Annotated in this window: 14 protein-coding genes; 1 reads left to right on the forward strand and 13 read right to left on the reverse strand. The window is 47.7% G+C overall.

Annotated features, from left to right (window positions below):
* Nucleotides 1–109: 109 nt before the first annotated feature.
* The 8 genes from C1710_RS00130 to rpsP all read right to left on the reverse strand — a co-directional run bounded on the left by C1710_RS00130 (nucleotide 110) and on the right by rpsP (nucleotide 4,897).
* Entirely contained in the window at nucleotides 110–577 is a 468-nt protein-coding gene (locus tag C1710_RS00130; RefSeq protein ID WP_102278717.1) for a nitroreductase family protein, read from the reverse strand.
* Nucleotides 578–606: 29 nt separating this feature from the next.
* On the reverse strand, nucleotides 607–1,458 hold the full coding sequence (locus tag C1710_RS00135; protein ID WP_102278719.1) for an aldo/keto reductase: 852 nt from the start codon (nucleotides 1,456–1,458) through the stop codon (nucleotides 607–609).
* 32 nt (nucleotides 1,459–1,490) lie between these two features.
* Nucleotides 1,491–2,429, reverse strand: coding sequence for a DNA/RNA non-specific endonuclease (locus C1710_RS00140; protein ID WP_180961259.1), 939 nt, complete (start codon nucleotides 2,427–2,429; stop codon nucleotides 1,491–1,493).
* A 99-nt stretch (nucleotides 2,430–2,528) separates the two neighbouring features.
* Nucleotides 2,529–2,894: a 50S ribosomal protein L19 gene (gene rplS / locus C1710_RS00145; protein ID WP_102278725.1), complete on the reverse strand. Its 366-nt coding sequence runs from the start codon at nucleotides 2,892–2,894 to the stop codon at nucleotides 2,529–2,531.
* 112 nt (nucleotides 2,895–3,006) lie between these two features.
* The gene (gene trmD / locus C1710_RS00150) at nucleotides 3,007–3,765 is read right to left on the reverse strand and encodes a tRNA (guanosine(37)-N1)-methyltransferase TrmD (protein ID WP_102278728.1); all 759 of its coding nucleotides are present in this window, start codon (nucleotides 3,763–3,765) and stop codon (nucleotides 3,007–3,009) included.
* A complete protein-coding gene (rimM, locus tag C1710_RS00155) occupies nucleotides 3,765–4,274 on the reverse strand; it encodes a ribosome maturation factor RimM (protein WP_102278730.1) in 510 nt (169 codons plus the stop codon). The genes trmD and rimM overlap by 1 nt, the downstream gene beginning before the upstream one ends.
* Before the next feature lie 71 nt (nucleotides 4,275–4,345).
* The gene (locus tag C1710_RS00160) at nucleotides 4,346–4,606 is read right to left on the reverse strand and encodes a KH domain-containing protein (protein WP_102278732.1); all 261 of its coding nucleotides are present in this window, start codon (nucleotides 4,604–4,606) and stop codon (nucleotides 4,346–4,348) included.
* A gap of 12 nt (nucleotides 4,607–4,618) precedes the next feature.
* A complete protein-coding gene (gene rpsP, locus C1710_RS00165) occupies nucleotides 4,619–4,897 on the reverse strand; it encodes a 30S ribosomal protein S16 (RefSeq protein ID WP_102278734.1) in 279 nt (92 codons plus the stop codon).
* 222 nt (nucleotides 4,898–5,119) lie between these two features.
* On the opposite strand from rpsP, the gene efp reads away from it, so the two are divergent.
* On the forward strand, nucleotides 5,120–5,677 hold the full coding sequence (gene efp / locus C1710_RS00170) for an elongation factor P (protein WP_102278736.1): 558 nt from the start codon (nucleotides 5,120–5,122) through the stop codon (nucleotides 5,675–5,677).
* Nucleotides 5,678–5,724: 47 nt separating this feature from the next.
* Here efp and C1710_RS00175 read toward each other — a convergent pair whose 3' ends face one another.
* From C1710_RS00175 to smc, 5 genes are all read right to left on the reverse strand, one after another.
* Nucleotides 5,725–6,900 (reverse strand): ATP-binding protein, encoded by a 1,176-nt coding sequence (locus C1710_RS00175; RefSeq protein WP_102278739.1) that lies wholly within the window; start codon nucleotides 6,898–6,900, stop codon nucleotides 5,725–5,727.
* A 77-nt stretch (nucleotides 6,901–6,977) separates the two neighbouring features.
* Nucleotides 6,978–8,423: a signal recognition particle protein gene (ffh, locus tag C1710_RS00180; protein ID WP_102278742.1), complete on the reverse strand. Its 1,446-nt coding sequence runs from the start codon at nucleotides 8,421–8,423 to the stop codon at nucleotides 6,978–6,980.
* A gap of 61 nt (nucleotides 8,424–8,484) precedes the next feature.
* On the reverse strand, nucleotides 8,485–8,826 hold the full coding sequence (locus C1710_RS00185) for a putative DNA-binding protein (protein ID WP_102278744.1): 342 nt from the start codon (nucleotides 8,824–8,826) through the stop codon (nucleotides 8,485–8,487).
* Between the two features lie 13 nt (nucleotides 8,827–8,839).
* On the reverse strand, nucleotides 8,840–10,195 hold the full coding sequence (gene ftsY, locus C1710_RS00190) for a signal recognition particle-docking protein FtsY (protein ID WP_102278747.1): 1,356 nt from the start codon (nucleotides 10,193–10,195) through the stop codon (nucleotides 8,840–8,842).
* A gap of 16 nt (nucleotides 10,196–10,211) precedes the next feature.
* Nucleotides 10,212–13,778 (reverse strand): chromosome segregation protein SMC, encoded by a 3,567-nt coding sequence (gene smc / locus C1710_RS00195; RefSeq protein WP_102278748.1) that lies wholly within the window; start codon nucleotides 13,776–13,778, stop codon nucleotides 10,212–10,214.
* Nucleotides 13,779–13,781 lie beyond the last annotated feature (3 nt).

Raw genomic sequence — 13,781 nt, forward strand, 5'->3', positions numbered from 1 at the left:
TTTAGTAGAAAAGGGTTTCAATGTTTTTTACATTAATCTAAAAAACAACACAGGATTAGCTCATCCAGTGTTGGTTTTTAATCAAAAGGATCAAAAAGCCCCTGCAAGATCAATCAAGATAATCAGTTGGCACCCGGTCTTGGGGGATGCTACGCCGCTGCAGTCGCCGTTTAATGTGGCCCAAGGTTAAGCAAATTAATGGCGTCTGCTTTTCCGGCAAGACCCCCTGCGGTAACGATGACAGGGCTGCCATGTTCATACAAGCACCTAAGCCAATGTTTTCAGCTGCCAAGGCCATGTTCTCAACCATTGTTCCAGCACTAAGGTACTTTGATGCCCGAAGTTGGTCGCTTTGAACGGAAATAACAATGACTGCCGGGGCATGGTAAGTATTTTCCAACTTAGCAGTAACGCGGGAATTGCTAATGACGGTAAAATGATAGACTTCATAATTTCCGCGTCCCGCTGCACCAGCTTGGCCGGCATGTATGACGGTTGCTAATTCATCTCTGGAGACCGGCTGATCCGTATAATCACGAACTGATTGCCGCGTAAAAATCGCTTCCGTTAATTCCATTCTGATAGCACCTCCTCTGGACTCAGTAATTAGTGCGGGTATTGGGCGTTGTTTTCGTAAACCAGCTCCGGCTCCATACTTACCCGCTTATTCTTATCTAAATCAGCAATGGCCCGCATCTCATCTGCACTCAGTTCAAAATCGAAAATAGCTGCGTTCTCCTTGATTCGGGAAGCGTGAACTGACTTTGGAATAAAGGAGTTGCCAATCTGAAGGTGCCAGCGGAGGATGACCTGGGCCACCGAAACACCATGGTTAGCAGCCATCGCTTTGAGCACGGTATTATCCATCATCCGGCCACGGGCAAGTGGCGACCATGCCTGTGTCACAATCCCGTGTTGGTGGTTAAAAGCCCGCATTGGTGCTTGGGACAGTTGCGGCGTGCATTCAATTTGGTCCACTACTGGCATCTCATCAGCCTGGGTTGCGAGGTATTCGAGGTGGACCATCGTGTAGTTAGAGACCCCGATTGAGCGGGTCAGCCCTTCCTTCTTCATTTCTTCAAAAGCCCGCCAGGTTTCAAAGAAGTGCTGGTGAACGGGCCAGTGAACCAGGAGAAGGTCAACATAGTCTAATCTCAGTCGTTGCAATGAATCTTTTACCGAATTAATAGCCGTCTCATATCCCTGGTTGCTTTCGGCAACCTTGGTCGTTAAAAAGAACTGGTCTCGACTAACGCGAAGATCCTTTAAGGCCTTACCCAGCATTTCCTCATTCTTGTACATCTGGGCAGTATCAAAAAGACGGTAACCCGTTTCCCAGGCCGCCTTAATGGCCGTTTTCATTTCGTTATCATCGGTGATCTTATAGACCCCAAAACCTTCTTGCGGCATCTTATTACCATCTGCTAGTGAAAGCCACTTATCACTTACTGAAGTCATTATTCATTCTCCTTTGCTATCTAACGCGTCAATTAGTTGATCACCCGCCGGTAATGGCGTGGCTGACTGGCAACTGGTCGCTGGTAGTGGCCAACCGTTTGAATGTCATCACGCTGCTCTTCTTTATCATCCATCGTATCACCTTCCGGGTCAAGCGGAACTGCAACCGAATTTGTCGGGTCAGATATTGAATCGCCAGTTTGGTAATCAAAACGAATCCCCGGTTCAACATTAGCAAGGTAAACATTAAAGTTCAACGTGCCGTCAGTAGCAATTGCTTGCAGGTTGATCCCCCGCGGCATTAACTCACTACCGCGAAAAATGGGAGTCACCTGGTAAATTACCCGGTGATGGCCCTCAATCGCCCGCCGGACTTTTCCCTCATAAATCGTTTGAACTGCCTGATTTGTAAAATCAGTCTCGGTAAAAAGGTTCCGTGGGTTATTCTGGTCACCATTGGCACCGCTACCAGTAAACTCGCCAGTTTGCTGGTCAATCCCGCCAGTCAGTGAGTAGGCAATTAGGTGACCGCGGTTGTAAACCAATAACCCGTTTCGGTTATTGTGCCAGCCAGCTGGTGCCACCGTCTGTTGAGAACGTAATGCAGTATTAGCATGGTTGCGCCAGGTGAGGAAAGCTGTATTTGATCGTGAAGTACGGCCCTGGCCATCGAGTTGCTGAAAAACAACGTGGCTGTCCCGCCAAGATTTGGGGTTCAGAGTTGACCGTCCCCCATTAACTTGGAAAACTGGTGACTGCCCTGAATGAAAATTAATTGCCGCCAGCTGTTGGTACTGTTGAGAACTTAAGCCGCCAACCTGACTAGCTGGTCGTGAATCACGGGAAGCAAAGTGCTCACGATCATGAAGCTGATGCTGATAAGTTAATGCTAATTGACCACCGAGACCGATAACCGCTCCAATAGTTATCAGCACAATCGTTTTAGTGATCTTACCAGTAATACTCTTCAAGTCTTCCCTCCTTTGCCATATTATTTCTATTATATCGAATCCGTTTCTTAATGAAAATAAAAAAGAGCCCCGGTAATTCGGGGCCCAGCTGAATGTCGATTATTCTTCGACGTCACGGCGCTTTTCAGCAATCCGTGCAGACTTACCGTTCCGTTCACGCAGGTAGTAGAGCTTAGCCCGACGAACCTTACCATGACGGATAACATCGATCTTTTCAACACGTGGTGAATGAAGTGGGAAAGTACGTTCAACACCAACACCGTTACTGATTTTACGAACAGTGTAGGTTGCGCTGATGCCAGCACCGTGGCGCTTAACAACAACACCTTCGAACATCTGAACACGTTCACGCTTACCTTCAACAATCAGGGCGTGAACACGAACAGTATCACCGGCACGAAATTCCGGGATATCATCACGAAGTTGACTAGCAGTAATCTTTTCGATAAATGGATTTTGACGCATTTTATCTTATTCCTTTCGCCGACATTCATGTCCGTCTGGGCAGCGGAATATCGTTATTGATGGCTAAACAGCCGATTAGTATCATACCAAAAACGAAGGATACTTTCAAGGATTATTTGGGAGCATCTGGATCTTCGTCAATCTTAATGTCCTGCAGTAGCCGTTGCTGTTCCACTGACAGTTTCGCATTTTTCAAGAGGTCTGGCCGCCGCTCATAGGTTCGCCGTAGCGATTCCTTCATCCGCCATTCACGAATTTTCTGGTGGTTCCCACTCAAGAGAACCTCCGGAACTTTCATGCCGCGAAAATCAGCAGGCCGGGTATACTGCGGATACTCTAACAAGCCGTTGCTAAATGAGTCTCCCATTGGCGATGCCTGGTTGCCTAACACACCAGGCACAAAGCGAACAGTAGCGTCAATCATTACCATTGCAGGCAGCTCGCCACCAGTAACCACGTAGTCGCCTAGCGAAGCCTCATCAGTTACTAACTGCCGGATGCGTTCATCATAGCCTTCATAGTGGCCACAGATAAAGGTCAAATGTTCTTCCTGTGCTAGTTCCTGGGCATAGTCCTGGTCAAAGCGCCGTCCCGCCGGGTCAACTAAAATCACCCGTCCCCGTGGGTATTGCCCCGCTGTTTCGTCTTGAATAGCCTGGTAAGCATCAAAAATGGGCTGGGCTTGTAGCAACATTCCTGCTCCCCCGCCAAACGGTGCATCATCGACATGGTTGTGCTTATCGGTCGTATACTTACGAAAATCGGTTACGTGAATATCCACCAGGTTACTTTCCTGGGCTTTACCAATAATTGATTCACCCATGGTTGCCTGAAACATATCAGGAAAGAGACTTAAAACGTCAATTCTCATTATTCCAGTCCCTCCATTAATTCAACGGTAATTGTCCCCTTATCAAGGTCAACCTTTTTAACGACGTCAGGAATTGCCGGCAATAATAGGTCTTGCTGCCCAGTTCGTTCTACTACCCAAACGTCGTTAGCCCCAGTCGGCATAATTTCTTTGACCTTACCAAGATGCTGACCAGCAATATCGGCAACATCTAAGCCAACAATCTGCCGGTAGTAGTATTGTCCTGCTGGCAAACTTTCCTGCTGGTCTTCGCTTACCTGGAGTTTCCCCTTAACAAAAGGCAGGACATCGTTGATGTTGTCATAATTTTTGAGCTTTATCAGGAGAAATTGTTTGTGGGGTCGCACACTTTCTACCTCAACCGGCTGGCTGCCGGCATTTGCCGTTGTCAAAAATAACTGACTGCCGGGTTGAAACCGTTCTTCAGGAAAATCAGTTACCGAAAGGACCTGTAGCTCACCCTTGATACCGTGAGTTTTAACAATTGTCGCAACGTCGAAATACTTCATTGGATTGCTCTCTTTCGTTAGCTTACGAAAAAAGCCGCCACTCGCCAAACGGCTTGTCGCGACTCTTCTTATTAGTGACGATAATCATGAACAGTGAACCGGATTTTTTTCTGGTGTGATTGCCGCGAACGGCTCCCCTCAATCACCGTTCTTAATGCCGAGACAACGTGACCCTGCCGGCCGATAATTCGACCAACATCACGACGATCAACAGTTAACTTAAAACGGTGAAACTTACCCTGGTCACTCTCAGCAATCCGAATTTTATCCGGTTGGCGAACAAGTGGCGCAACTAATGCCTTAATCAGTGCCTTGGTATCTGGTTCAGTCATGATTAATAATCACTACTTCTTTGAAGCAAACTTTGCTTCGTGGAACTTCTTCATCACACCGGCCTTTTGCAGAATGTTGCGAACCGTGTCTGATGGTTGAGCACCCTTGTTCAACCAGTCAAGAACTGCTTCCTCGTCAAACTTAATCTGCTTTGGCGTTGTCAGTGGGTTGTAAGTACCCAGTGCAGTGATGAAACGACCATCACGAGCGCGCCGCGAATCGGCAACGACGATCCGGTAAAATGGGTTACGCTTTGAACCCATCCGCTTTAAACGAATCTTAACGGACATTGAATGTCTACCTCCCTGTTTTTTTCACAAGTCATAATATACCAGCCTTTATTGGAAATGTAAAGTAAAATTCCTTAACAGTCTAAAAATAGTTAAAAGTCAATGCTTGATCAATTTTTACTGTACAAATAGCCAGATTATAGTATCCTAGAAGTTATGAGGTACTTCGTATTTGTACAAGTACGCCATCAATTATTTTCAATTGTCTGAGGAGGTTTCACCATGATCCAAACTATCGATTTGAAAAAGGGCATGGTTTTCAAGCGCGATACCAAGTTATTCCAAGTTAAGGAAATTAACCACCACAAGCCAGGTAAGGGTAACACCCTGATGCAGATGAAGATTAAGAACCTGCGCAATGGTGCCATCGTTCAGACAACGATGCGGCCAACTGAAAAGGTAGAAGACGTCACGATCGACAAGAAGAGTGCGCAATATCTTTACAATGAAGAAAACAACTACGTTTTCATGGACCTGGAAACTTACGACCAGTACAACATTGACAAGTCCCAAATCGAAGAAGAATGCCAATACCTGGTTCCAAACATGAACCTGACGATGGAATTCGTTGGTTCTGAACTGATTGGTGTTGAACTGCCAGCAACGGTTACCCTGAAGGTTGCTAAGACTGAACCAATGATTAAGGGTGCAACTATCGACGGTGGTGGCAAGCCGGCAACGATGGAAACTGGTCTGGTTGTGAATGTTCCATCATTCGTTAAGAATGGTGACGAACTCATCATCAACACGACTGACGCTTCATACAAGTCACGTGCTTAATAATAATTTCATCACAAAAAACGACACTCCTGATGGGGTGCCGTTTTTTAGTGTTTCAACCATTGGGGGGGTGCGATTACTTGCCATTTTTGCGGGGAAAGACCGTGATGAAGCAGGAAGACCTCTCCCGTGGACAGTTCTATCGTCGGTAATTGCTGGTAATGTAAGTAAGATAGTTCGTCAACGCTTGCCAAGTGATGAATTAGAACCGTCGCAAACTGTGAGCGTAGCCGGTCTGGCAAATCCAATGTTGACTGCGTAGTGATCAATAACGACAGGCCAGCTTTTCGTCCCTCCCGTAGCAGCCGGAAAACACCGTTATCAGCTAACTGCCGCTGATCTACTGGTAAGTAACGGTGGGCTTCATCAATGACCAGTTCGACTGGAAACATGTCCTCCTTAGCCCTAGCCGACCGCTGACGAATAACTAGCATCTCGTTTAATAGCTGGGAAATCAAAGCCCGTTGTACACTTCCCGCTTCGGTTAAGTGTGATAAATCAACTATTAACGGTTTGTTTGATCTCTTCGTCAAATACATTTGGAGAACAAAATGAAGTTCATAACAAACTCTACCGGAGTGGCTGGACACGTCAAACAGCTCGCGAAAATCACGACTAACTAATCGGTGGCGAATAGTCGAAATGAACTCCCACTGCCGACTAATTAATTGCCGATCGTACTGCTGGCCCAGAAAATGATAATCAGCGTGCTGATTTTCAAAAGGGATGATCATTTCTTCAACCAGCTGGTCAGCCAGCAAGCTGACTGGATACGATTTTGACCAACTACCCAGTCGACTGGCGTCAGCTGAAAACTCTGTCGTTGTTCGGCCAATTTTACGGTAAAGCCCGCGGTGGTGGTGAATATTAAGCTCAATTCTTAGAGACTGAATTGCGCGGTCCACTAACTCTCGCTGTCGTTCGTCATGGCTAATTTGCAAAGCAGTTAGCAGCTCTTCCCCATCCCAGGAACCAGCATCAAGAAAACAGTTTTGACCAACAACATAGTGCTGACTGCCAGGTAACGCTCGGTATTCACCGGTTGGGTCTAAAACTATTACCGCCGTGGTTGTTCGTCCCAGCTGGTCCAGTAAGGATAACGTGGTAGTAGTTTTTCCGCTACCAGTTTGACCAACGACCAGCAAATGACTCGCGCCAAGTTGTTCTAAGCTCATGGATGGGTGATTGCCCTGACTATTCTGTAAACAATTAATTACCGTCATTTAAACTCACAGTTCCCCTTTTAAACATCAATCTGATTGCTAAAACAAGCCCCAAGGTTAACTTGGGGCTTGTTTATTTAACGACGGCGCCGCAATTTCCGCAGCTTGCGGTACTTCCGTTTCTGCGCCTTTTTGGCGTTGCGCGCCATCGAATTCATTGCCATCTGGCCCATTTTGCCGCCAGGCATTTGCCCACCAAAGAGATTAGCCATGCCGCTCATGTTGCCATTGGTTACTTGCTTCATCATTTTGCGCATCTGGTTAAACTGCTTGATCATCCGGTTAACTTCAACAATTGGCCGTCCAGCACCGGCTGCCAGCCGCCGCCGCCGACTAGGGTTCATCAAGTCAGGATTCTGCCGTTCTTCGGGTGTCATGGACATCACAATGGCCTTCATGTGCCCCATTTGTTTCGGATCCAGTTGCATATTTTGCAACGCCGGATTATTAGCCACTCCAGGGATCATTTTCATGATCTTTTCCAGCGACCCCATCTTATTAACCTGGTCAAGCTGGTCCACAAAGTCATTGTAGTCAAAGGTGTTGGCGCGCATCTTATCCATCGTTTCCTGCGCTTGTTCCTCATCGAAATTCTGTTGAGCTTTTTCGATTAAGGTCATCATGTCGCCCATGCCCAGGATCCGTGAGGCCATTCGGTCAGGATGGAAGATATCCAAATCATCCATCTTTTCACCCTCACCGACAAACTTAATCGGTTTACCAGTGACAGCCCGGATAGACATAGCTGCCCCACCGCGGGTGTCACCATCTAGCTTGGTTAAGACCACCCCGGTAATATCCAGTTTGCTGTCAAAGCCCTCTGCCGTATTAACGGCATTTTGCCCCGTCATGGCGTCGACAACCAGCAAAATTTCATTTGGCTGGGCAACGTCCTTGATTCGTGCCAGCTCGTTCATTAGCTTCTCGTCAATTTGCAGACGACCAGCCGTATCAATAATCACGTAGTTGTTCTTATTATCACGTGCCTGAGCGAGCCCATCTTCCACGATCTTAACCGGGTCAACGTCGGTCCCTTCATCAAACACCGGGACACCAATTGAGGACGCGACCTGTTTCAACTGGGTAATCGCTGCCGGACGGTACACGTCAGCCGCGATAAATAACGGTCGGGCATGCTGCTTGTCCTTCAACCGAAGCGCCAGCTTACCAGCGGTGGTCGTCTTCCCGGCACCTTGCAGCCCCACCATCATGATAATCGTGGGGCCCTGCGCCGCCTTTGCCAAAGGAACTGCTTCGTCCCCCATCAGCTTCGTCAATTCATCATTAACGATTTTGACGATTTGCTGAGCAGGATTGAGCCCCTTTAAGACCTCGGCGCCCATCGCCTTTTTCCGAACGGTCTTAACAAAGTCCTTTACCACCGCGAAATTGACGTCAGCATCAAGTAAGGCCAACCTGATTTCGCGCATTGTTTCTCGTAAGTCAGCTTCGGTGACTTTCGGCTTCCGCCGCAGTTTTTCCATCGCCTTTTGCAGGCGTTCAGTTAATCCTTCAAATGCCATTCGATAATCTCCTCAGTTCTTTGCGGAAATTTGTTCGCTTCATTTTAACATTTTTCCGCGTTTATTCCTCTTCTAGGTGATCAAGGCGGTGAATCATTTGTAACAACTGCTTATCTTCTGGATAATGTTTGACCACGTAGCTTGCTAACTGGTCAGCCACTTCATTACGTGCCAAAAATTGACGGTGAAGCCGTAGTTTCGCTTCATAATCTCGCAGGGTCTGCTCCGTCCGCCGAATGTTGTCATAAACCGCCTGACGTGACACAGCAAAATTTTCCGCAATCTCGCCCAGGGAGTAGTCATCCCCGTAATAAAGCTGCATATATTCTTGCTGTTTGTGGGTCAGCAGCGGCTGGTAAAACCCCAATAATGCGTTAATTTCCTCATTCTTTGCTAGTTCCATCAGCTACTCCCGCCTATTCTTCGACTAACCCCTTGAAGAGACCGTAAACAAACTCACTCGGGTCAAAGGTCTGCAGGTCATCAACCTGTTCACCCAACCCAACGAATTTGACGGGCAGGTGCAACTCGTTTCTAATTGCTAACACGATTCCCCCACGCGCTGTACCATCCAATTTTGTCAGGACAATTCCGGTTACGTCAGTGCTTTCCTTGAATAGCTTGGCCTGGGTTAAAGCATTTTGACCCGTCGTGGCATCAAGGACCAACAAGACTTCATGCGGTGCCGCAGGAATTTCACGAGTTAAGATCCGCTTCATCTTAGCCAGCTCATTCATCAGGTTAACCTTGTTTTGCAAACGGCCGGCAGTATCGACAAAGAGAACGTCAAAATGTTCCTCCTTGGCCTTTTTGACCGCGTCAAAAACCACGGCCGCGGGGTCGCCATTTTCTGGACCTGTGACAATCTCAACACCGTCCCGCTTAGCCCATACTTCCAGCTGCTCGGTTGCCCCAGCACGAAAAGTATCTGCGGCTGCGAGGAGGACTTTTTTACCATCCTTTTTTGCCCGGGCAGCCATCTTACCAATCGTGGTGGTTTTACCAGCACCGTTCACACCAACGAACATGATAACCGTTGGAACATCAGGTGCCCAGTTAATGGCGTTATTTTCACCAGCACCGGCTTTCTCGTACAGCTCAACCATTTTTTCAATAATCACGTTGGAGACATCCTGCTTGCTGTGGGCGTTTTGTAGTTTTACTTCATCCCGCAGCTCATCAGAAAGCTTCATCGCCATATCAACACCGACATCAGACTCAATGAGTAAGTCTTCAAGGTCTTCGAAGAAATCCTCATCTACGTGACGGAAGTTCGCTAAAAAGCGGTTGAGCCGGGCACCAAACCCAGTCCGTGATTTTTTCAATCCCCGGTCATACTTTGCCGTTTCAGTTGTTGACTCAGTATTTTCTTCGGTTTCAACTTCATCTGATGTCTCCGTCCGATTTTCGTCGTCTTTACTGGCGGACGTCTCGTCGCTTGATAAAGGAGCGACAGACTGAGCTACCGTTTCGGCTGATTGGCTGCTGGTTATCGATGACTGAGAAAACTCTTGAGTATGTTGCTCGCTGGCCACTGGCAACTGGCTAGCGCTGACATTAGCAGCTGATACAGAACCCACCTTACTGGCAGATACTGATACCGACTGGCTTTCACTACTGCTTGTGGGCTGTTCCTGAGACCTGCTTTCCTCTTGACCATCATCAGTTGGCTGAGGAACAGCTGGTTGTTCAACTTTTTCTTCTGCGGCAACTTTATCTGCTACTTGCTGTTTTTCTTTTTTCTTTCGGCGAAAGATATCAAATAATCCCATGTGCCTCTCTCCTTTTTTACTGCTGCTGGTCCTTTTCGGCCGCTGACAAGGCATCAGCAACATCGACTGATACCATCCGTGACACTCCTGATTCTTGCATCGTCACCCCGTAGAGAACATTAGCATTCATCATGGTGCCCTTCCGGTGTGTAATAACAATGAATTGCGGGCCGTGGTTTCCAAATCGACCCAAATAGTGGGCAAAGCGGTCGACATTCACGGCATCGAGTGCGGCTTCCGGCTCATCTAAAATGGCAAACGGGACTGGCCGCACCTTCAAAATCGCAAACAACAGGGCAATAGCAGTTAAGGCCTGCTCGCCACCAGAAAGTAAACTTAACTGCTGGTTACGTTTGCCAGGTGGCTGGGCCATGATATCAACCCCGGTATTTAACAAGTCATCGGGATCAGTAAGCTGGAGCTTAGCTCGGCCACCTTCAAAAATATCACTAAAGGTTTCCGTGAACGCGGTAGAGACTTCCTTAAAGGTTGTGATAAAACGACTCTTCACCTGATTATCCATCTGGTTCATCGTTTCTAGCAACTGTTTTTTGGCGTCCAACAAGTCTTGTCGCTGACTGCTCAAAAAGTCAAAGCGTTCCTTCATTTCACGATACTGGTCGATTGCCCCCAAGTTAACCTGGCCTAATTCATCCAACCCTTTTTTCAATAGCTTTAGCCGCGTTGAAATGGTGTCATCATCCAGCGTTGAAAGATGCTGTCTAGCTTCGTCCAGGGTCATAGCATAGTCTTCACTCAAGCGATTCAGGCTATTATCAATCGATGTTTCAAGCCGCGCCTGCTTGCCAGTCAACTGATTCAGCTGGTCGAGGGTAGCTCTCTGCAAATCCCGTAACCGCTGGCTGGCTGCATTATGGTCAGCTAACTCTTGGTCCAGGCTAGTTAACTTTTCTTCGTTTTGGTCAGCCTGTTGCTGTTTATCAACCAGCGATTTTTTTGTCTCTGCTAAAACTTGGGCTGTTGATTTTCGCTGACCATTATCAAGATGGTCATTTTTCTGCAGTGATTCACGCTGCTTTGTTAATGACAATACTTCGTCCTCGACCTGAAGACAACGTTGTTTAGTCTCATGTGCGTCGCGTTGGTCGTGGTTCAGCCGTTCCTCCGCTACCGCTAATTGCTGCTCCATTTGATGAAGCTGATCGGCTTGAGCAACCGCACTCGCGGTTAGGTCGTCCAATTGTGTTTGTTTCTGGCTCAACTCGTCCTTGACGCGTTTTAACTGCTCGGCAACCTCCTGAGCTTGCCGTTGCTTTTCAGCTATTTGCTGGTGGTAATCTTGGTCGCTGCCAGCCCCCCGCTGTACCTGGAAAACATCTAACTGCCGTTTAGTAGCTGCTAGCTGGGCACTCGCCAATTGAAGGTCAGACTGTGCCTTTCCTAACTGGTCACTGACAGTCTGATTTTGTTGCTGAAATTTAATCAGCAAATCATGGTTAGCAGAACGGGCCGCTGCCAAATGCTGTACTCGTTGTTCAGCGTCGCTAGCATGTTTCTGGACGTTGGCCAGCTGCGTTTTCATCGACTTCAGTTGCTGTTTTTGCGATAACAAACCAATCCGCTGATGGCGGTTGGCACCACCACTCATCGAACCACTGGCATTAATTACCTGACCATCAAGGGTCACTACCCTGGCACGATGGTGGGCACGATTAGCAATGATTGTTGCGTGGTCAAGGTTGTCAGCAATAACTGTCGTCGACAATAAGTGATCGATAGCAAGCTGAATATCTGAATCAAAGTTGATGAGCCGACTAGCAACCCCCACAAAACCAGGGAGGCTCGTTAGGCTATTGAGGTTCAACTGTCGTGCTGGCCGCAGCGCATTAAGGGGCAAAATAGTTGCCCGTCCGGCCCGTTGCTGAACCAGAAAACGAATAACTTGTTTCCCCGTTTCTTGACTATCCACCACTAGTTGTTGCAGCTGAGACCCCAGCGCCGTTTCGATTGCCGTTGTCAGCTGGTCCGGAACGTCAATCAGCTCGCTGACTGCCCCTTTTAATCCCGGAAAATCCTGGCGATGTTCCAGGACATGCTTAACGCCCTGGTAAAACCCCGTATAATCGGCGGCCATCGCCCGGTAACTCTTAATCCGCGATTCCATCGAGTGGACATCACCTAACAACTGGTACCACTGACGCTGCTCCTGGTCGTATTGGCGGTCTAGCAGCCCGGCATGATTCTGCGAATCAGCGAGCTTTTTTTGCAGCTGGTCTAATTGTTGTGCTAAACGATCCACCACTGCCTGGTGGTCGGCTTGCTGGTGCTGTAGCAAGGCCAGTCGCTGTTTTGCCGCCTGCAATTGGGTTTCATTTTGGCGTCGCTGCTGACTTTCTTGTTGGTGGTTGCGTTGGATAAACAACAACTCGTTATGAACCGTCGTTTGTTGTTGCATGAGATCCACTTGTTGGTTGCGCAGGTTTTCAATTTGCTGTTTCAGTGTTCGCTCACGCTCGGCTAGGCTCTGCGACTGCGCAACTTTCAGCTCATGACGATGTTGTTTGATCTTGGTTTGTTGGCGAGTTAACTGGTTCTCTTGTTGTTTAAGCTTAGCCGATAGCTGTGCTAGCACGCCCTTTTTAGCTTTGAGTTCCTTATTGAGCCGTTGAAGTTCCTCTTGACGCTGCTGCTGACGTGCGCTTGACAGTGACTGCTGGTTATTCAGTTTAGCAATTAATGATGTCTGTTCCAGAATCTTTTGCTGCAACTGGTCTTTTACCTGACGGTGTTGCCGCTGGGCAGTCTCTAGTTCAGCTAGTTTTTGATCTGCAACTTTGATTTGCTGGTCATAAGATGTCCGCTGCTTCTTGGCCGCAGTTACTTGCTGGTTAACAGTCGTCATTTTTTCTTGCTGGCTGTCCACCAACCGGACCAACCGTGTCCGATCAAATAAGTCAAACTGTTTCTTTTGCTCCAGGTAGTCCTGAGCGAGGGCACTTTGCTCCTTCAGCGGTCCCAACTGGCCGGTCAGTTCATTGACAATATCATTAACCCGGTTCAAGTTATCGTTAGTTGCCTGAAGACGCTTGCCAGCCGTTTCCTTGTTTTTCTTATACTTGGCCACCCCAGCAACAGTTTCAATAATTGCCCGCCGATCTGCTGGTTTACCGTTAAAAATTGCGGCAATTCGTCCCTGCGAAATAATGGAAAAAGACTCTCGACCTAGTCCAGAGTCAATAAAGAGATTCACAATATCACGAAGGCGCACTTCCTGGTTATTCAGCAGGTATTCACTCTCCCCGTTCCGATAAAGGCGGCGCGTGACGGTGATGGTATTATACTCGCTTTGCAGGTAGTGATCGCTGTTGTCAAAGGTAATCGTCACTGCAGCCCGGTTAAGGGGTTTACGGTCGGCTGACCCATTAAAAATCACGTCGGCCATCTTATCTCCCCGCAAGGTCTTAGCTGATTGTTCACCAAGTACCCAGCGAATCGCTTCAATCAGGTTACTCTTTCCGCTTCCATTAGGTCCGACAATTCCGGTGATCCCGTCTTTAAATTTAATGATGGTTTTATCAGCAAATGATTTAAATCCATTCAACTGTAACGACAAAAGTTGCATAAT

It is taken from the genome of [Lactobacillus] timonensis, assembly GCF_900240275.1.
GTDB classification, from domain to species: Bacteria; Bacillota; Bacilli; order Lactobacillales; family Lactobacillaceae; genus Limosilactobacillus; species Limosilactobacillus timonensis.